19 protein-coding genes are annotated in these 18,103 nt (G+C 67.1%); 16 read left to right on the top strand and 3 right to left on the bottom strand.

All coding sequences use genetic code 11. From position 1 onward, the window contains the following. The first annotated feature begins 7 nt into the window (after positions 1–7). Genes K6L26_RS28065 through K6L26_RS28040 form a run of 6 tightly spaced genes read left to right on the top strand, consistent with a single transcriptional unit; the run spans position 8 to position 4,144 of the window. A complete protein-coding gene (locus K6L26_RS28065; RefSeq protein WP_076111968.1) occupies positions 8–310 on the top strand; it encodes a UBP-type zinc finger domain-containing protein in 303 nt (100 codons plus the stop codon). 24 nt (positions 311–334) lie between these two features. Then, positions 335–1,639 (top strand): formate-dependent phosphoribosylglycinamide formyltransferase, encoded by a 1,305-nt coding sequence (gene purT / locus K6L26_RS28060; RefSeq protein ID WP_047037530.1) that lies wholly within the window; start codon positions 335–337, stop codon positions 1,637–1,639. Positions 1,640–1,645: 6 nt separating this feature from the next. Next, positions 1,646–2,101: an Rv0361 family membrane protein gene (locus K6L26_RS28055; protein ID WP_019346832.1), complete on the top strand. Its 456-nt coding sequence runs from the start codon at positions 1,646–1,648 to the stop codon at positions 2,099–2,101. Next, complete coding sequence (locus K6L26_RS28050) at positions 2,098–2,511, top strand: rhodanese-like domain-containing protein (protein ID WP_019346833.1); 414 nt, start codon at positions 2,098–2,100, stop codon at positions 2,509–2,511. The genes K6L26_RS28055 and K6L26_RS28050 overlap by 4 nt, the downstream gene beginning before the upstream one ends. Before the next feature lie 7 nt (positions 2,512–2,518). Beyond that, positions 2,519–3,727, top strand: a complete 1,209-nt coding sequence (locus K6L26_RS28045; protein WP_036389454.1) for an O-succinylhomoserine sulfhydrylase — start codon at positions 2,519–2,521, stop codon at positions 3,725–3,727. A 3-nt stretch (positions 3,728–3,730) separates the two neighbouring features. Further along, on the top strand, positions 3,731–4,144 hold the full coding sequence (locus K6L26_RS28040) for a hypothetical protein (RefSeq protein WP_019343499.1): 414 nt from the start codon (positions 3,731–3,733) through the stop codon (positions 4,142–4,144). Here the strand turns inward: K6L26_RS28040 and K6L26_RS28035 are convergent. Beyond that, positions 4,141–5,004 carry an SDR family oxidoreductase gene (locus K6L26_RS28035; RefSeq protein ID WP_019343500.1) on the bottom strand — a complete coding sequence of 288 codons (864 nt, stop codon included), beginning with the start codon at positions 5,002–5,004 and terminating at the stop codon, positions 4,141–4,143. The genes K6L26_RS28040 and K6L26_RS28035 overlap by 4 nt on opposite strands. Before the next feature lie 73 nt (positions 5,005–5,077). Between K6L26_RS28035 and K6L26_RS28030 the strand changes: the two genes are divergently transcribed. From K6L26_RS28030 to K6L26_RS28015, 4 genes are all read left to right on the top strand, one after another. Further along, the gene (locus tag K6L26_RS28030) at positions 5,078–6,157 is read left to right on the top strand and encodes a class I SAM-dependent methyltransferase (protein ID WP_064895958.1); all 1,080 of its coding nucleotides are present in this window, start codon (positions 5,078–5,080) and stop codon (positions 6,155–6,157) included. A 90-nt stretch (positions 6,158–6,247) separates the two neighbouring features. Beyond that, the gene (locus tag K6L26_RS28025) at positions 6,248–6,751 is read left to right on the top strand and encodes a GNAT family N-acetyltransferase (protein ID WP_036390235.1); all 504 of its coding nucleotides are present in this window, start codon (positions 6,248–6,250) and stop codon (positions 6,749–6,751) included. Beyond that, positions 6,748–7,851 (top strand): LLM class flavin-dependent oxidoreductase, encoded by a 1,104-nt coding sequence (locus tag K6L26_RS28020; RefSeq protein ID WP_064895956.1) that lies wholly within the window; start codon positions 6,748–6,750, stop codon positions 7,849–7,851. Before K6L26_RS28025 ends, K6L26_RS28020 begins: the two co-directional genes overlap by 4 nt. Positions 7,852–7,916: 65 nt before the next feature. Beyond that, positions 7,917–8,198: a hypothetical protein gene (locus K6L26_RS28015; protein ID WP_234709338.1), complete on the top strand. Its 282-nt coding sequence runs from the start codon at positions 7,917–7,919 to the stop codon at positions 8,196–8,198. On the opposite strand, the gene K6L26_RS28010 is transcribed toward K6L26_RS28015, so the two are convergent. Further along, a complete protein-coding gene (locus tag K6L26_RS28010) occupies positions 8,195–8,929 on the bottom strand; it encodes an MBL fold metallo-hydrolase (RefSeq protein ID WP_064895955.1) in 735 nt (244 codons plus the stop codon). The genes K6L26_RS28015 and K6L26_RS28010 overlap by 4 nt on opposite strands. A gap of 35 nt (positions 8,930–8,964) precedes the next feature. Here K6L26_RS28010 and fgd point away from each other — a divergent pair, with 35 nt between their 5' ends. Further along, positions 8,965–9,975 carry a glucose-6-phosphate dehydrogenase (coenzyme-F420) gene (fgd, locus tag K6L26_RS28005; RefSeq protein WP_064895953.1) on the top strand — a complete coding sequence of 337 codons (1,011 nt, stop codon included), beginning with the start codon at positions 8,965–8,967 and terminating at the stop codon, positions 9,973–9,975. A gap of 1 nt (position 9,976) precedes the next feature. Continuing rightward, positions 9,977–10,939, top strand: a complete 963-nt coding sequence (locus K6L26_RS28000; RefSeq protein WP_064895950.1) for an endonuclease/exonuclease/phosphatase family protein — start codon at positions 9,977–9,979, stop codon at positions 10,937–10,939. Positions 10,940–10,941: 2 nt separating this feature from the next. Here K6L26_RS28000 and K6L26_RS27995 read toward each other — a convergent pair whose 3' ends face one another. Beyond that, positions 10,942–11,703 (bottom strand): GntR family transcriptional regulator, encoded by a 762-nt coding sequence (locus K6L26_RS27995; protein ID WP_043367770.1) that lies wholly within the window; start codon positions 11,701–11,703, stop codon positions 10,942–10,944. Positions 11,704–11,947: 244 nt separating this feature from the next. On the opposite strand from K6L26_RS27995, the gene K6L26_RS27990 reads away from it, so the two are divergent. From K6L26_RS27990 to K6L26_RS27975, 4 genes are read left to right on the top strand one after another with little or no spacing between them, the layout of a single operon-like run. Further along, on the top strand, positions 11,948–13,504 hold the full coding sequence (locus tag K6L26_RS27990) for an APC family permease (protein ID WP_019343509.1): 1,557 nt from the start codon (positions 11,948–11,950) through the stop codon (positions 13,502–13,504). A 14-nt stretch (positions 13,505–13,518) separates the two neighbouring features. After that, on the top strand, positions 13,519–14,841 hold the full coding sequence (locus K6L26_RS27985) for an aspartate aminotransferase family protein (protein WP_064895948.1): 1,323 nt from the start codon (positions 13,519–13,521) through the stop codon (positions 14,839–14,841). Positions 14,842–14,893: 52 nt separating this feature from the next. Further along, positions 14,894–16,969: a phosphate acetyltransferase gene (pta, locus tag K6L26_RS27980; RefSeq protein WP_064895946.1), complete on the top strand. Its 2,076-nt coding sequence runs from the start codon at positions 14,894–14,896 to the stop codon at positions 16,967–16,969. Continuing rightward, positions 16,963–18,099 carry an acetate kinase gene (locus tag K6L26_RS27975; protein ID WP_174551607.1) on the top strand — a complete coding sequence of 379 codons (1,137 nt, stop codon included), beginning with the start codon at positions 16,963–16,965 and terminating at the stop codon, positions 18,097–18,099. Before pta ends, K6L26_RS27975 begins: the two co-directional genes overlap by 7 nt. Positions 18,100–18,103: the final 4 nt, after the last annotated feature.

Raw genomic sequence — 18,103 nt, 5'->3', positions numbered from 1 at the left:
GGTCAACATGTTGAGGAGATCACGTCGGCGCGAGCACAATCCGGCGCCTCGCACCTGTGAGCATCTGAACGCCGAGGTTGCCGAGCCGCATCCCTTGACCCCTGGGCGGTGCCAGGAATGTGAGGAAGACGGCGAGGACAACTGGGCGCATCTGCGGATGTGCATGACGTGCGGTCACGTCGGTTGCTGTGACTCAAGCCCGCATCAGCATGCCACCAAGCACTTTCAGCAGTCGGGCCATCCCGTCATGCGTTCGGCGGAACCCGGCGAGAGTTGGCGTTGGTGCTATATCGACCATCGGGTCGGGTGACGATCTGGCAGGCTGGTGCGTGCGATGAGTGAATCGATTGAGGACGCGCAGACAACTGACCTGACCGACGATCAGGTCGACGGCGCCGAAGATGCTCCGGCCGAGGCGACCGACAGCGGACCACAAGAGCCGACGGAGGCGGTCAAACCCACACCACCTGCGGCGACGGTGCTGCTGCTGGGCTCCGGCGAGCTCAGCCGTGAGCTGGCACTAGCGTTCCAGCGGCTGGGCGGCGTCGTGGTGGCCGCTGATCGGTATTACGCACCCGCGCACGGCGTCGCGGACCGTTCGGCGGTGATCAAGATGAACGACGCCGAGGAACTGACAGCGCTCATCGAGCGGGAGAAGCCGCGCTATGTGGTGGCAGAGTCCGGTGTCATCGCCGCCGACGCCTTGATCGCGGTCGCTGAGCGTGGCGACATCGAAGTTTTGCCGGCCCCGCGCAGCATCCGGCTGTCCCAGGACCGCGAGGGGCTGCGCCGGTTGGCGTCGGACGAGCTGGGCCTGCCCACGGTGCCGTTCTGGTTCGCCGGGTCGGTCGAGGAGCTGTCGGCGGTAGCCGAGCACGCCGGATTCCCGTTGGTGGTCAAGCCGGTGGTGGGCGCCCAGCGCGATGGGGAGTCGGTGTTGCTGCGTCCCGACGACGTCGAACCGGCGTGGCAGCGTGCGACGACCGCGGGCCACATCGCTCACAATCGGGTGCTGGCCGAGTCCGTCGTCGAGGTCGAATACGAGATCACGATGCTGACCGTGCGCACCGCCGGACCCACCGGTCCCGGCGTGCAGTTCTGTGAGCCGATCGGGCACCGCCAGGTCGGTACCGACGTGCTGGAGGCCTGGCAGCCGCAGCCGTTGTCGCCGGCCGCGTTGGACGCCGCGAAGTCGATCTCCGCGCGGATCGTGAACTCGTTGGGCGGTCGGGGCGTCTTCGGGGTCGAGCTGCTGGTTCAGGGCGATGACGTGTATTTCTCCGACGTGCGGATCCGTCCCCACGACAGCGGCCTGGTGACCCTGCGGTCCCAGCGGCTCTCGGAGTTCGAACTGCATGCCAGGGCGATCATGGGCCTGGCGGTGGACACGATCATGATCTCGCCGGCGGCAGCCGAGGTCACCTACGGCGCGGCCGATGCCGGCGAGCTGCCGGCCGAGATCGGGGCTGTGCTGGCCGACGCCCTGGCGACGTCGGAGAGCGACGTGCGGCTGTTCGGCCGCCCGGGCGAATCTGAAGCTCCGCGGCGGCTCGGACTCGCGTTGGCGACCGCTCCCGACGTGATCATCGCCCGTGACCGCGCCCGCCGCGTCGGCACCGCGCTGCGCAAGCTGTGGTAGGCGGCGATGACTGAGGAGACCGGCGAGGCGGCGGACCGGCCCACCATGGCGCCGTTCCTTGGCGCGTTGGCCGTCATTGTGCTCGTGGTGATCGTGGTGGTCCTGCTGAACGTCTTCGGCACCGACGGTCGTAGCGAGGAACAGAAGGTCACCCGCGCCGCCGTCGGCCAGAACGACGCGCTGCAGCGGGAAAACTTCGGTGAGTTCTCCGGTTACACCTGCGCCGCGCAACGCGGTGTCGAGCCGGATTTCCTTGCCCGCCAGCGTGATTCGGTGGCCAAGCAGGGTGCCAGATATGTCGATGACGTGACCGAGGTGAAGGTCGACGGGGACCGGGCGACGGCGACGGTGGTTTACCACTTCGCCAACACCCCCGACGCCAAGGTGAACAGCGAGACGACGTTCGTGCGTGAGGACGGCCAATGGCGCGTCTGTTCGAGTATGGGAGACTCACGCCCGTGAGCTATGCGGGAGACATCACGCCTGAGGAGGCTTGGAAACTTCTGAGTGAGAACTCCGAGGCCGTGCTGGTGGACTGTCGGACCGACGCCGAGTGGCGCTTTGTCGGTGTACCGGACCTGTCCACCCTTCAGCGTGACGTGGTGTACGTGGAGTGGAACCGGAACGACGGAACCCACAACGATGGATTCGTCGACGATCTGAAGGCGGCGGGGGTGACGCCCGGCGAGCGGCCGGTGGTGTTCCTGTGTCGCTCCGGCAACCGCTCGATCGGCGCGGCCGAGGCCGCCACTGCCGCCGGCATCGCCCCGTCCTACAACGTGCTCGACGGATTCGAGGGCAACCTGGACGAGAACCGTCATCGCGGCGGTACCGGCTGGAAGGCCGTCGGGCTGCCTTGGACACAGAGTTGAGAGCTGCATGACTGACATCCCATCTGTCCGGATCCCGGCTGCCCTGCCCGACGGCGTCAGCCAGGCCACCATCGGTGTGCGCGGCGGTCTACTGCGCTCGGAGTTCGAGGAAACCGCCGAGGCGATGTACCTCACCTCGGGCTACGTCTACGAGTCCGCGGCCGCCGCGGAGAAGGCGTTCACCGGTGAGATCGACCGCTTCGTCTACTCGCGCTACGGCAACCCGACCATCTCGATGTTCGAGGAGCGGCTGCGCCTGATCGAGGGCGCGCCCGCATGCTTCGCCACGGCCACCGGGATGGCGGCGGTGTTCACCGCGCTGGGTGCGCTGCTGGGTGCCGGCGACCGCCTGGTGGCCGCCCGCAGCTTGTTCGGGTCGTGCTTCGTGGTGTGCAACGAGATTCTGCCGCGCTGGGGCGTGGAGACGGTGTTCGTCGACGGCGACGACCTCTCGCAGTGGGAGGAGGCACTGTCGGTCCCAACGACGGCGGTGTTCTTCGAGACGCCGTCCAACCCGATGCAGTCTCTGGTCGACATCGCCGCGGTGTCCGAGCTGGCGCATGCTGCCGGGGCAAAAGTAGTGCTGGACAACGTTTTTGCCACCCCGCTGCTGCAGCAGGGTATGCCGCTCGGCGCCGACGTGGTGGTGTACTCCGGCACCAAGCACATCGACGGGCAGGGCCGGGTGCTGGGCGGGGCGATCCTCGGCGACAAGGAGTACATCGACGGCCCGGTGCAGAAGCTCATGCGGCATACCGGCCCGGCGATCAGCGCGTTCAATGCCTGGACGCTGCTGAAGGGTCTTGAAACGCTTGCGGTTCGGGTCGACTACTCGAATCGGTCGGCGCAGTCGGTGGCCGAGTTCCTGGAGGCCAAGGCCGGGGTGAACTGGGTGAAATACCCGTTCCTGCAGTCACATCCGCAGTATGATCTGGCCAAGCGTCAGATGAGCGGCGGCGGCACCGTGGTGACCTTCGAATTGGATGGCGGCAAGGACCGCGCCTTCGAGGTGCTCGACAAGTTGCGCGTCATCGACATCTCCAACAACCTCGGCGATGCCAAGACGTTGATCACCCACCCGGCCACGACGACGCACCGGGCCATGGGCCCGGAGGGGCGTGCGGCCATCGGCCTCGGCGACGGTGTGGTGCGCATTTCCGTCGGCCTGGAAGGCACCGAGGATCTGATCGCCGACCTGGACCAGGCGCTGGGCTAGCCCGTGTCCCGCGGATCCGACGCCAAGAAGGCCCGCCGCCGTAAGCGGCAGGCGGTCCGGAATGTGAACCGGGTGTCGGCGGAGTCCGTCGAGCAGCTGGCGGAGATCCCCGACGCCGTCGTCGCCGACCTGGCGGAGTTCGACGAGCGAATCACCGAGCGCGGCTGGGAGTTCGACGAGGAGCAGTCGAACGACGACTACGCGGTGTGGTTCTACGAGCCGTCCGGCGCCCCTGTGGAGGACGGCCTGCCCGTGACCTCACTGTGGCTGGATGCGGCCGAGGACGGCGAGATCGTGCGGGTGGTGTTCGTCGGCAGCGTCGAGCGCTACGAGTTCAGCCACGAGGAATTGCGCGACGGAGCCCTCGACGTGATCGAGGGCTACCGCGCCGGTCAGCCGTTGCCGGAATTCGGCTAGCTCTTCCCGTCGGATTCGATGACGCCCTGCGCGGACCGGGCCCGGTCCTCGTAGCTCTTGCGCTTGGCCTTGTCGAACTCCAAGAACACCCGGTCCAGGCCGAGGAGCTTGTTCAGCTTGCGGCGGCCCTTGGGCGGCAGCATCTGGGCGGCCTGGGCGGTGAAGCGCAACGGCGGCGGCACCGAGACGTGCGTCTTGGGTTTGTTGAGCGTCTTGACGATGGCTGCGGCGATGTCCTCGGGCTCGACCGGCTTCATCGCGCCGGTGGCCTTGGTGCCCGAGATGAGGTCGGTGTTGGTGAACGGCGGCATGATCACCGAGACGTTGACGCCGTGCGGGGCCATCTCGTCGGCCAGGGCGGTGGACAGTCCGACGACGGCGTACTTGGCGCCGACGTAGACCACCTGGCCCGGCAGGGGGATCAGGCCCGACAGCGAGGCGATGTTGATGACGTGGCCGCTGCGGCGCTTGACCATCTCCGGCAGCGCCAGCTGGCAACCGGTGAGAACGCCGTACACGTTGACCTCCAGGGAGGACCGCACCGACTGGTCGGTTTCCTCCAGGAACGGGCCGACCGGCATCACGCCGGCGTTGTTGATCAGAACGTCGATGTGCCCGCCGCCGTCGGTGCGGGCCTTGTCCAGGAACGTGGCGAACGATTCGCGGTCGGTGACGTCGAGCGGGTAGCCCGAGACCTGGCCGAGCTTGCTCAACTCGACGACGGCCGACTCCTGAAGTGCCACGTCACGGTCGCCGATGACGACGCGGGCGCCGTGGGCCAGCAGGGCCTTGGCGGTGGCGTAACCGATGCCGCGGGCGGCGCCGGTGATCGCGATGGTCTTGCCCCTGATGTTGTCCATGGCGGCGAACTTTACACGTGTCAAGTTTTGGACGGAAGAGGGTGGCGGCGGTGGCGTAGTCTGGGCGGGCGTGATGACGAACCCCGCCGATCAACAGGCATTTACCGAATCAGCAGAGGATTTCTCGGAGCGGATCACCTCGGCCATCGACAGCGCTGGGTTGACGCTTCTGTTGAGTCTCGGCCACCAGGGCGGGCTGTTCGACGCGATGGCGAAGCTCTCGTCGGCGACCAGTGGCGAGATCGCCGAGGCGGCCGGTCTCGACGAACGCTATGTCCGTGAATGGCTCGGCGGGATGGCCGCGGGGCGGGTGGTGGACTACGACCCCGAGTCCTCGACTTATCGGTTGCCCGCTCACCGTGCCGCCGCGCTGACCCGCGACTCCGGCCTGAACAATCTGGCGCGCCTGGCCCAGTACGTCCCGCTGATGTGCGAAGTCGAGCAGAAGATCCTCGGCTGCTTCCGCAACGGCGGCGGTCTGAGTTACAGCGACTATCCCCGCTTCCACACCGTGATGGCCGAGCGGAGCGCCGAGGTGTTCGATGCCGCACTGATCGATGCGGTGCTGCCGTTGGTCGACGGCCTGCCGGAGCGGCTCAAGAGCGGCCTCGACGTCGCCGACTTCGGTTGTGGCAGTGGATATGCCATCTGTCTGATGGCGCAGGCCTACCCGGACAGCCGGTTCACCGGCATCGACTTCTCCGAGGAGGCGACCGCCACCGGCGTCGCGTCCGCGGCGCAACGCGGGCTGACCAACGTCTCGTTCGTCCCTGCCGACCTGGCGGCGCTGGACCAAACGGAGGCGTACGACCTCATCACCGCATTCGACGCGATCCACGACCAGGCGCAGCCGGCCCAGGTGCTGGCGAACATCTACCGGGCACTGCGTCCGGGCGGAGTCCTGGTCATGGCCGATATCAAGGCTTCCAGCCGGCTGGAGGACAACATCGGTGTCGCGATGAGCACCTATCGCTATGCCGTGTCGCTGACGCATTGCATGTCGGTCTCGCTCGGCCTGGGTGGTGCCGGGTTGGGCACGATGTGGGGCAGTCAGCTGGCCGTGTCGATGCTGAACGACGCCGGATTCGCCGACGTGGACGTCGCCGAGATCGACCAGGACCCGGCGAACTACTACTACCTCGCCAGGAAATGACGCCCGGCCCGGCAGGGTTTCGATCAGGCTGAGCCTGTGGGCATATCCGGGCCGTGGCGGTGCGTTGAAGTCGCTGTGGGTGCCGAAACGATGGTTAAGTCAGCCCCCGTGAGTGGTGTGCGATTTGTGGCGGTCGGCCTGGACGATCCGTTGGCCGCCCCGCTGCTGGACGAGCTGTCGGTCGAGTATTCGGGGCGCTACGGAGGCACACCCGAGCTGATGATGGGCTGGCTGCGGGGAAAATCCGCCGACGAGTTCGCCCCGCCGTCCGGCGGGATGTACATCGGCGTACTCGACGGCGTGCCGGTCACCGGCGGCGCATTCACCAGATTCGACGCCGATACCGCCGAACTCAAACGCATCTGGACCGACAGCCGGTACCGGAAGCGGGGATATGCCAGGGTGCTGCTCGCCCACCTCGAGAGCGAGATCGCGGCACGCGGCTACCGCCGGGTCTATCTGACGACGGGGCACCTGCAGCCGGAGGCCGAGGCACTCTATGACGCCGCCGGCTATAGACGGCTGAATGCCCCGCTGCCGCCGGAGGGGCAGGGGACGGTGTTCCCCATCGCATTCGAGAAAGAGCTGACGTGACCCACGCGGCCGCGCTCTCGATTCTCGACCTCGCGCCGATCAGCGCGGGCAGCGACGCGGTGGCCGCACTGCACAACACCGTCGACTTGGCCCGTCACGCCGAACAGTGGGGCTTCCAACGGTATTGGGTCGCCGAACATCACTTCGTCTCGGTGGCCAGCTCTTCGCCCGCGGTACTGGTTGGGCAGATCGCGGCGGCCACCGAACAGATCAGGGTCGGTACCGCGGCCGTGCAACTCGGCCACACGACTGCCGTCGCCGTGGTGGAGGCCTTCGGCACGCTGGCCGCGTTCCACCCGGGCCGCATCGATCTCGGGGTGGGTCGATCGGGGCAGAAACGCGCCGAAGCGGTGCGGGACAAGCCCCGTGAGCCCAGGCCGCCGCGCCAGTGGCACGAGATCGACGGCGTGGTGATCCCGACGCCCTACGACGTCAGCGCGCTGATGCGTGATCCTCGGCTGCGCTCGCGTATGGCGGTGTTGCAGCAACCCCAAGCGCTCACACCGGATTTCGCCGAACAAGTGGATGACATCTTGGCCATGCTGGCCGGCCGATATGAGGTGGGCACCGCCGTTCCCGGTGCGGGGGCTGCCCTGACGCCATGGGTGTTCGGCAGCAGCAAGGGTCAGAGCGCCCGCGTCGCTGCTGCGCGCGGACTGCCGTTCGTCGCCAGCTATCACATCACCCCGGCCACCGCGCTGGAGGCAATCGAGGTGTACCGCAACGGATTCACCCCGTCGGAGCACCTGTCCGAGCCCTATGTGGCGGTTTCGGCCGACGTCGTGGTGGCCGACGACGAGGCCACCGCGCGGCATCTGGCGTCCAGCTACGGGCACTGGGTGTATTCGATCCGGGCCGGCGGGGGCGCAGCGCCCTACCCGGATCCGGCCGACTGTGCGCCGTTGACACCCGAGCAGCTCGAGGTGGTCCGGGACCGTACCGCAACACAATTCGTCGGGGACCCCGACCAGGTGGCTGCGCGGCTGGAAGCGCTGGCGCGGGTCAGCGGGGCGGACGAACTGGTCATCACCTCGGTGACACACCGGCACTCCGACCGGTTGCGCTCCCACCAGCTCATTGCCGAGCGGTGGGGCCAGTAGCGGCTAGGCTGGCCCCGTAGCTGTTGTCGCCGCTGGGGGTGTATTTGCCGAGTCTGCAGGTAATCGTGGGATCGCTGCTGCTGGCAGCGGCTGCGGTGGTGTTTGCGACCGGGGTGGCTTTGCGGCTGTTCATCGGGCGGCGGGCGGAATCGGCGAAATCGCAGCGGCGGATGCACGCCTTCCGCCGAACCAAGTTTGCCCGCGTGCTGTTCGGGTCGGTGTACGACGACGAGGTCTTCGACCCCGACGAACTCGATCAGATGGTCCTGATGCCGACGATCGTGCTGGCCTGCGGCCTGTGCCTGACCGGCTTCTTCCTACTGGGGTACCGGGTCCTGCAGCACTAGGCGTGCCGGGCGGCCGCGGCGAAGGCGGCGTCGGAGATCGAGCCGCGCCACATGGGCCCGTGCCCGGGCAGCATCACCTCGGCCTCGACGGCGGCCAGCGCCTTGAGACTGGACAGACAGCCCGCCTCGTCGTGGTTGAACAGTGCCGGCAGCAGCTGCGGTCCGCCTTTGGTAACCAGCGGATGCCCGGTGACCAGCGCGTCGCCGCTGACCAGGACGCCGTCGACGATGAAGGAGCAGTGCCCGCCGGTGTGCCCCGGGGTGGGAACCGGCACCGGCCGGCCCGGGAGATCGTCGTCGTCGGTCAGGGCCCGGGCGGTCGGGATGCCGTCGTGGTTCATCCCGCCCTTGGCGGTGATGGTGGCCGCCCACTTCAGCCAGCGGGGCTGCCAGATGTTGCGCACCACGTCGGCCGGTGCGGCTTGCTCGAGATATTCGCGCTTGGCGTGCCCGAGTTCGGCGTCATGGCAAAACACGGGTGTGCCATGGGTTTTCGCCAACCAGATCGCGGTTCCGAAATGATCGATGTGGGCGTGGGTCAACAGCACAGCGGCGATGTCCTCGATGCCGAACCCGAGTTGTCGGACCGAGCCGAGGACATCCTCGCGCTGTCCCGGGAACCCCGCGTCGATCAGCATGACCCGCGTTCCGTCGGTTACCAGCGTCCAGTTGACCAAGTCAGTTTGGGCGAAGTGAACGTGCTCGGTGATCGCGCTCAGGGCTGCTGCCATGTCGCGAGTTTAAGCAGAGGAGTAGAAACGAACCCGTGGCTGAACTGAAACTGGGATACAAGGCATCGGCGGAGCAGTTCGCGCCCCGGGAACTCGTCGAGCTGGCGGTGCTGGCCGAGGCGGCAGGAATGGACAGCGCGACGGTCAGCGACCATTTCCAGCCGTGGCGGCACGAGGGCGGGCATGCGCCGTTCTCGCTGGCCTGGATGACCGCGGTGGGCGAGCGCACTCAGCGGCTGGTGTTGGGCACGTCGGTGCTCACGCCGACGTTCCGGTACAACCCGGCGGTGATCGCGCAGGCTTTCGCAACGATGGCGTGTTTGTACCCGAACCGCATCTTTCTGGGTGTGGGTACCGGTGAGGCGCTCAACGAGATCGCCACCGGCTACGCCGGGGAGTGGCCGGAGTTCAAGGAGCGCTTCGCCCGGCTGCGGGAGTCGGTCAAGTTGATGCGTGAGCTGTGGCTCGGTGACCGCGTCGATTTCGACGGCGAGTACTACCGGCTCAAAGGGGCCTCGATCTATGACGTGCCCGAGGGCGGCGTGCCGGTCTACATCGCCGCCGGCGGGCCGGTGGTGGCCAAGTACGCCGGCCGGGCCGGTGACGGGTTCATCTGCACCTCGGGCAAGGGGGAGGAGCTGTACAAGGACAAGCTCATCCCCGCGGTCAAGGAGGGGGCCGAGGCGGCCGGTCGCAACGCCGAGGACATCGACCGGATGATCGAGATCAAGATCTCCTACGATCCGGATCCGAAGCTGGCCTTGGAGAACACCCGGTTCTGGGCGCCGCTGTCACTGACGGCCGAGCAGAAGCACTCGATCGACGACCCGATCGAGATGGAGAAGGCCGCCGACGCGCTGCCCATCGAGCAGGTCGCCAAGCGCTGGATCGTCGCCTCCGATCCCGACGAGGCGGTCGAGAAGGTCGGCCAGTACGTGAAGTGGGGCCTGAACCACCTGGTGTTCCACGCCCCCGGTCACGATCAGCGTCGTTTCCTCGACCTGTTCAAGAAGGACCTCGAGCCCCGGCTGCGCAAGCTCGGCTGAGTTGATCCGAATTCTCGCGACCCTCTTCGGGGTGGTCGCGGCGGGGGCGGCCGTGGTGGGCCTGGCGGTGCGCTACGTACCGCTGGGTCGCCACGGCACGGTGCTGCTGGCGACGGCATCGCCCTATCTGATGCTGGCGGCACCGATCGCGGTGCTGCTGCTGATGCTCGGTCGCCGATGGGTGCTGACGGCGCTGGCCGTGGTGCTGACCCTGACGGTCGCGCTGATCCAGGTGCCGCAGTACCTCGGCCCGGAGCAGGTGACGGCACGGTCCGCGCCGGTGCGGGTGTTCACGTCGAATCTCGGCATGGGACTCGGGGATCCGGCTGCCGTGGTGGCCGCTGCCGAACGGGCCGCCGACATCGTCGTCTTGCAGGAGCTCACGCCGGAAGCCGCCGACGGAGTGATCGCGGCCGGCCTGGAGAACACCTTCGGCCACCGCATTTTCGACCCGGAGCCGATGGCCGGTGGTCTGGGGATCTGGAGCAGATTCCCGTTGACCGACAGCGCCCACGTCCCCGGCTACTCGATGGTGATGCTGCGGACCAGGGTGCACGTGCCCGATGTCGCGGTGGCGCCGATTCTGGTCGGCGTCCATTTCGCCGCGCCGTGGCCGCAACCGATCGAGTCCTGGCGCAAGGACATGGAGAAGTTCCCCACGATGCTGCGCGAGTTGGCCGGCGAGGCCGGGCCGGGTGCGGTGATCGTCGCGGGGGACTTCAATGCCACCCACGACATGCTGCCGTTCCGGGAACTACTGGACACCGGTTACCGCGACGCCGCGGAGCAGGCGGGTGCGGGCATGATCCGCACCTTCCCGGTCGGCACCCGCCGCGTGCCCGCCGTCGGTATCGACCACGTCTTGTTGCGCAATGCCGATGCCACCGCGGTCCGGACCGAGCTGGTGCCGGGTGCCGATCACATGGCGCTCATCGCGGATGTCGTTGTCCCGCAAGAGTCCTGACCTCAGGCGCTGCTCACCGAACGTTGCACCGCGCCAACCGCGCCGTGGCTGGTGGCGGTGAGCCGGACCCGGTCGGCGCGGAACAGGTCGTAGGCGTACTCGAACGGGCGGCCGGTGCGCTCACGCGTGATGCGCGTGATGGCCAGCAGCGGTCTGCGGTGGGCGATGTCGAGCCACTGCGCCTCGCGGGGGCTGGCGCTGACCACCTCGATGGTCTCGGTGGTGGCTGCCGGCGTCAAGCCGTACCGCACCCGAACCAGCTCGTACAGCGAGCCGCCGAGCGGCTGCTCCAGTAAGTCCTCCATGTGCTCGGCGGGGAAGCAGGCCAGATCCACCGACAGTGGCACACCGTCGGCGAAACGCAGCCGCCGAATGGTGAATATATCTGCCCCGTCGGTGATTTCGAGCGCGTGAGCTTCCGCGGCGGTGGCCGGTCTGCGGTCGGTGGCCAGCACCCGGGTGGAACTGGTGTGGCCGCCGGTACGCAGCCGCGCCGGGAGCCCGGCCAGCTCGGCGGCATTGCGTTCGATGACGTCGGCGCGTACGAACGTGCCGCCGTTCCGCCCGGCGCGGCGTTCCAGCACGCCGGCCTGACTCAGCGGCAGCAGCGCGCTGCGCAGCGTGGAGCGAGACACCGCGAAATCCGCCGCCATCTCCCGCTCGGTACCCAGTCGCGAACCGGCCCGCAGGGTGCCCGCGGCCAACATGGACAGGATGCGTCGACGCACGTCCTCGGCGACGGGGCCGCCAGGAGTCTGGGACATGCCCCGAGTGTGAACCAAATCGAGCCTGCAGAGCAGACCAAAACCGACTGTTTAACCTGGCCGTTGCATCATTCCCAGGTTCGAAACATCGCCGCAACAAAACGCCTGGCCTGCAATAATTTTCGAGTTGACCGACGTCCTGGGTCGGATAACAATGTGCTGCGTCGCACCACAAAGTCGTCGTCGACGTCAACCAATCAGACCAAATAGTGGTCCGAAAACCGTCCTTCAGTGAGGACCCGCAATGAGCGAGATCATCGATCCGCCGGCCCAGACCGGCGCCTCTATCCAACGCCTCAAACCCAACGCCGTGGGACTGGTCGGCGTGCTGTTCATGGCGGTCGCCACCGCGGCCCCCATCACGGCCATGGTCGGCAACGTGCCGATCGCGGTCGGCTTCGGCAACGGCGCCTACGCGCCCGCCGGATACTTCGTCGCCACCATCGTGCTGACCCTGTTCGCGATCGGCTATGCCGCGATGAGCAAGCACATCACCGCCACCGGAGCGTTCTACGGGTACATCTCCCACGGACTGGGGCGCATCGTGGGCCTGGGCGCGGGATTCCTCACCGCCATGGCGTACATGGTGTTCGAGGCCTCGCTGATCGGTATCTTCTCGTTCTTCGGCAACGATCTGTTCAAGTCGTTCTTCAACATCGACGTGCCATGGGTGATCTTCGCCGTGGTGATGCTGGCCGTCAACGCCGTGCTGACCTATTTCGACATCAATCTGGCGGCCAAGGTGCTCGGCGTGTTCCTGATCACCGAGATCGTCATGCTGGCGCTGATGGCGTTGTCGGTGGTGTTCACCGGTGGTGGCCCGCAGGGCTGGTCATTGGGATCGCTCAACCCGCTCAACGGTTTTCAGAGTCTGTCGGGTGAGGTGGCCGGTGTCGACGGCAGCATGATCACCGTCGCCGGGTCGGCCGGCGTCGGCCTGTTCTTCGCGTTCTGGTCGTGGGTGGGCTTCGAATCCAGCGCCATGTACGGCGAGGAATCACGAAACCCCAAGAAAATCATCCCGATTGCGGTGATCTGCTCGGTGGTCGGCATCGGCGCGTTCTACGTCATCGTCTCGTGGCTGGCGATCGTCGGCACGGGCCCGCAGAATGCCATTGCCCTGGCGCAGGATTCGGCCACCGCGGGCGATATCTTCTTCACCCCGGTCCATCAGCATCTGGGACAGTGGGCCGTCGACCTGTTCAAGATCCTGCTGATGACCGGCTCGTTCGCCTGCGGCATGGCATTCCACAACTGCGCGGCACGCTACCTGTACGCGATCGGCCGGGAGAACGTCATCCCCGGCATGCGCAGGACCATCGGCGCCACCCATCCGGTGCACGGCTCGCCGCACATCGCCGGATTCGTACAGACCGCTTTCGCCACCGTGGTGGTGCTGTTCTTCGACATCACCGGGCGGGACCCCTACACCGGGCTCTACGGTCTGATGGCGTTGCTGGGCACCACGGCCATCATGATCGTGCAGGCCTTGGCCGCGTTTTCGGTGATCTCCTTCTTCCACGTGCAGAAGCGCCATCCGGAGACCGCGAACTGGTTCACCACGTTCGCCGCGCCGCTGCTCGGTGGCACCGGCATGCTCTACGTCATCTATCTGCTCGCCAAGAACGCGTCGTTTGCTGCGGGTTCAGCCGCTTCGGACTGGATCTTCACATCGATCCCGTATGTTGTTGGCATCGCCGGAATCGGTGGTGTGCTGTGGGCGCTGTTCCTGAAATTCCGGGATCCGCAACGCTATTCCGATCTCGGTCGCACGGTGTTGGAGGAAGCGCACGAACGTTGATTGGGGGTGCGGGCATGGGGTTCTCGAACATCATGGACTCCAACAGCTACTCGGGGGGTTTGACGACCGATCCCGACACCGAGAAGTTGATCGAGGCCCGCACCCACCTACTCGGCCCGGCGTACCGGCTGTTCTACGAGCGGCCGGTACACCTGGTCCGAGGTAGCGGCAGCCACCTGTTCGACGCCGACGGCGCACGCTACCTCGACGCGTACAACAACGTCGTCAGCGTCGGGCACTGCCACCCTCGGGTGGTGGCCGCCATCACCCGCCAAGCCGAGGCACTCAACACCCACACCCGCTATCTGCACGAGGGCATCGTGGAGTACTCACAGCGGCTGCTCGCCACGCTTCCCGCGGAAGTCGACCAGGTGATGTATGCGTGCACCGGATCGGAGGCCAATGACCTGGCGCTGCGGGTGGCGCAGATGTACACCGCCGCCCGCGGCGTCATCGTCACCGGTGACGCCTACCACGGCAATACCGAAGCGGTGACGGCGATTTCGCCGTCCATCGGCGGCGCCACCGCTATCGGCCCGCACGTGCGCACAGTGCCCGCACCGGACAGCTACCGCTCGGGTCCTGCTGTGGCAGAGCGTTTCCTGGCCGATGTGCAAGCCGCGATCGCCGATCTCGACGCCGCCGGGTTCGGGCTGAGCTGCCTGATCGTGGACACGTTCTTCTCCTCCGACGGCATCTACCCGGACCCGTCGGTACTGGCGCCGGCTGTGGCGGCGGCCCGTGTGGCCGGCGGGGTGTTCATCGCCGACGAGGTGCAACCCGGCTTCGGCCGCACCGGGGAGACGATGTGGGGCTTCACCCGCCACGGCGTCGTGCCCGATCTGGTCACGATGGGCAAACCGATGGCCAACGGCTTGCCGGTGGCGGCCATGGCAGCCCGCAGTGAGGTGCTCGAGGCGTTCGCCCGGGAGGTGCCTTACTTCAACACCTTCGGGGGCAATCCGGTATCGATGGCCGCCGCGGGCGCGGTGCTCGATGTCATCGAGGACGAGGAGTTGATGGCGAATGCGGCGAGGGTCGGCACCGCCCTGCGCGACGAGCTCACCCGGATCGCCGCAGATGATCCGCGCATCGGCGATGTCCGCGGGGCCGGGTTGTACGTCGGGGTCGAGATGGTGATGGACCGCGACAGCGCAGGTCCGGATCGGGTCGCGGCGCACGATCTGGTGAACGCGATGCGGGACCGCAAAGTGCTCATCTCGGTTTGCGGAGCGCAGGGCAGTGTGCTGAAGGTGAGACCGCCCCTGGTATTCTCTCTGTCGGATGTGGACTGGTTCTGCACCGAATTCGCCGATGCGCTGCGGGAGCTGCGCTGAGCAAAAGCAGAGCATCTGGCCGTCCAAACCCTGATTGAGGGAAGCTGTATCAGTGCCAGAGGCAGACGTCGCTACCGCGATATACATTGCATCGCCTGAAGGTGACACCGGAAAGTCGACGATTGCTCTCGGCATTCTTCATCGACTTGCCGCAACCGTGCCGAGGGTGGGGGTGTTCCGCCCGATCACCCGCCTGGGCGAGGACCGCGACTACATTCTCGAACTGCTGCTGGCCGGGACCACCGCGGGACTGAGCTACGACGACTGTGTCGGGGTCAGCTACCAGCAGGTGCACGAGGATCCCGACGTCGCCATCGCCGACATCGTCGACCGGTTCCACCGCGTGGCCGAGCAGTGCGACGCCGTGCTGATCGTCGGCAGCGACTACACCGACGTCGCCACCCCCAGCGAGCTGAGCATGAACGCCCGCATCGCGGTCAACCTCGGCGCACCCGTCGTGCTCGCGGTCAAGGCCGCCGATCGCACCCCCGCCGAGGTCGCCCATGTGGTCGAGGTCTGCCTGGCTGAACTGAACCACCAGCATGCGCATGCCGCGGCCGTCGTCGCCAACCGGTGCGACCCGGCCCAGCTGGACGCGGTGGCCGAGGCCCTCAAACCGCTCGGCCCGCCCGCCTATGTGCTTCCCGAGGAGCCGTTGCTGGTGGCCCCGTCGGTGGCCGAACTACAGGTGGCTGTCGACGGCACGATGATCGCGGGGGATCCCGAGCTGCTCTCGCGTGAGGCCATGGGCGTGATGGTGGCCGGGATGACGGCCGAGCACTGCCTGGAGCGGCTGACCGAGGGCGTCGCGGTGGTGACCCCGGGTGACCGTTCCGACGTGGTGCTGGCGGTGGTCAGCGCCCATGCCGCAGAAGGCTTTCCGTCACTGTCCTGCATCATTCTCAACGGCGGGCTCGAGTTGCATCCGGCCATCGCGGCGCTGGTCGAAGGACTCGGGCTGCGGCTGCCGATCGTGGCTACCAAATACGGCACCTTCGAGACCGCGAGCCGGGTGGCCGGGACTCGCGGCCGGGTCACGGCGACATCGCAGCGCAAGATCGACACCGCGCTGGCCCTGATGGACAAACACGTCGACGTCAACGACCTGCTCGCGCAGCTGAGCATCCCGATCCCGGCGGTCACCACCCCGCAGATGTTCACCTACCAGCTGCTCGACCAGGCCCGCTCGGACCGCAAGCGCATCGTGTTGCCCGAAGGCACCGACGATCGCATCCTCAAGGCCGCCGGCCGGCTGCTGCAACACGAGGTGGCAGAGCTGACCATCCTCGGCGAGGAGAGCCAGATCCGCTCCCGGGCAGCCGAACTCGGTGTGAACATCGACGCGGCCTCGGTGCTCGATCCGCGTACCAGCGAACTGTGTGACCAGTTCGCCGAGCAGTACGCCGAACTCCGCCGCAAGAAGGGGGTGACGGTCGAGCAGGCCCGCGAGATCATCCACGACGTCTCGTACTTCGGCACGATGCTGGTGCACAACCAAATGGTCGACGGCATGGTGTCGGGTGCCGCGCACACCACCGCACACACGGTGCGGCCGGCCTTCGAGATCATCCGCACCGCACCGGGGATCTCGACGGTGTCGAGCATCTTCCTGATGTGCCTGGCCGACCGCGTGCTGGCCTATGGTGACTGCGCGATCGTGCCCGATCCGACCTCGGAGCAACTCGCTGACATCGCCATCTCGTCGGCGCGCACCGCCGCCCAGTTCGGCATCGACCCGCGGGTGGCCATGCTGTCCTACTCGACTGGCACCTCGGGCACCGGCGCCGACGTCGACAAGGTTCGCGCGGCAACGGAATTGGTGCGTCAGCGGGAACCGGATCTGTTGGTCGAGGGGCCGATCCAGTACGACGCCGCGGTAGAGCCGTCGGTGGCGGCGACGAAGATGCCGGATTCGCCCGTGGCGGGGCGCGCCACCGTGCTGATCTTCCCCGATCTCAACACCGGCAACAACACGTACAAGGCCGTTCAGCGCAGCGCCGGCGCGATCGCCATCGGCCCGGTGCTGCAGGGGCTCAACAAACCGGTCAACGATCTGTCCCGCGGCGCGCTCGTGGAGGACATCGTCAACACCGTGGCGATCACGGCGATTCAGGCACAGGGGTGCTGATGACAGTCCTGGTGGTGAACTCGGGATCCTCGTCACTCAAATACGCGGTGGTGAAACCGGATACGGGTGAGTTCCTGGCCGACGGCATCATCGAGCAGATCGGCTCGGCCCAGGTACCGGATCATGACGCCGCGCTGCGGGCGGCGTTCGACGAGCTGGCCGGGCAGGGTCTGCACCTGGACACGCTCGGCTTGGTGGCCGTGGGGCACCGGGTGGTACACGGCGGCACGTCCTTTTACCGGCCGACCCTGATCGACGACGAGCTGATCGCCAAGGTGCGGGAGCTGGCCCCGCTGGCCCCGTTGCACAATCCGCCGGCGCTGCTGGGTATCGAGGTGGCGTGCAAGCTGCTGCCCGATCTGCCGCACGTCGCGGTGTTCGACACCGCGTTCTTCCACAACCTCCCCGAAGCGGCGGCGACCTACGCCATCGACCGTGAGGTGGCCGAGCGCTGGGGCATCCGGCGCTACGGTTTCCACGGCACCTCACACCAGTACGTCAGCCAGCAGGCGGCTGCCTTCCTCGATCAACCGTACGAGTCGCTGAATCAGATTGTGCTGCACCTGGGTAACGGGGCGTCGGCGTCGGCGATCTCCGGCGGCCGGCCGGTGGACACCTCGATGGGCTTGACGCCGATGGAGGGCCTGGTGATGGGCACGCGCAGCGGCGACGTCGATCCGGGCATCATCATGTATCTGTGCCGCGCGGCCGGTATGGGGGTCGAGGACATCGACACGATGCTCAACCGACAGTCGGGTGTGCGCGGCCTCGGCGGTGAGAACGACTTCCGCAAACTGCGGGCCCGCATCGAATCCGGAGACCAGAACGCCCAATTGGCGTACGACGTCTACATCCACCGGCTCCGCAAGTACGTCGGTGCCTATCTCGCGGTGCTGGGCCGCACCGATGTCATCAGCTTCACCGCGGGAGTGGGGGAGAACGATGCCGTGGTGCGTCGCGATGCGCTGGCCGGGTTGACCGGCCTGGGGATCGCGATCGACGACGCGCTCAACACCTCGTCGTCACGTGAGGCTCGGCGCATCTCCACACCGGACTCACCGGTGACGGTGCTGGTGGTGCCGACCAACGAGGAGCTGGCGATCGCGCAGGCCGCCGCGGCCTTGGTGTGACAGC

Origin of the sequence: Mycobacterium farcinogenes (assembly GCF_019739075.1) — a bacterium.
GTDB classification, from domain to species: domain Bacteria; phylum Actinomycetota; class Actinomycetes; order Mycobacteriales; family Mycobacteriaceae; genus Mycobacterium; species Mycobacterium senegalense.
Note: the sequence above shows the minus strand (reverse complement) of the source record. Positions and strands in the feature narration are given on the sequence as shown.

What these genes read in the sequence shown, in the direction of transcription:
- K6L26_RS28065 (WP_076111968.1), top strand. Translation starts at nt 8, where the DNA reads ATGTTGAGGAGATCACGTCGGCGCGAGCACAATCCGGCGCCTCGCACC.
- purT (WP_047037530.1), top strand. Translation starts at nt 335, where the DNA reads ATGAGTGAATCGATTGAGGACGCGCAGACAACTGACCTGACCGACGAT.
- K6L26_RS28055 (WP_019346832.1), top strand. Translation starts at nt 1,646, where the DNA reads ATGACTGAGGAGACCGGCGAGGCGGCGGACCGGCCCACCATGGCGCCG.
- K6L26_RS28045 (WP_036389454.1), top strand. Translation starts at nt 2,519, where the DNA reads ATGACTGACATCCCATCTGTCCGGATCCCGGCTGCCCTGCCCGACGGC.
- K6L26_RS28035 (WP_019343500.1), bottom strand. Translation starts at nt 5,004, where the DNA reads ATGGACAACATCAGGGGCAAGACCATCGCGATCACCGGCGCCGCCCGC.
- K6L26_RS28030 (WP_064895958.1), top strand. Translation starts at nt 5,078, where the DNA reads ATGACGAACCCCGCCGATCAACAGGCATTTACCGAATCAGCAGAGGAT.
- K6L26_RS28025 (WP_036390235.1), top strand. Translation starts at nt 6,248, where the DNA reads ATGGTTAAGTCAGCCCCCGTGAGTGGTGTGCGATTTGTGGCGGTCGGC.
- K6L26_RS28010 (WP_064895955.1), bottom strand. Translation starts at nt 8,929, where the DNA reads ATGGCAGCAGCCCTGAGCGCGATCACCGAGCACGTTCACTTCGCCCAA.
- K6L26_RS27995 (WP_043367770.1), bottom strand. Translation starts at nt 11,703, where the DNA reads ATGTCCCAGACTCCTGGCGGCCCCGTCGCCGAGGACGTGCGTCGACGC.
- K6L26_RS27990 (WP_019343509.1), top strand. Translation starts at nt 11,948, where the DNA reads ATGAGCGAGATCATCGATCCGCCGGCCCAGACCGGCGCCTCTATCCAA.
- K6L26_RS27985 (WP_064895948.1), top strand. Translation starts at nt 13,519, where the DNA reads ATGGGGTTCTCGAACATCATGGACTCCAACAGCTACTCGGGGGGTTTG.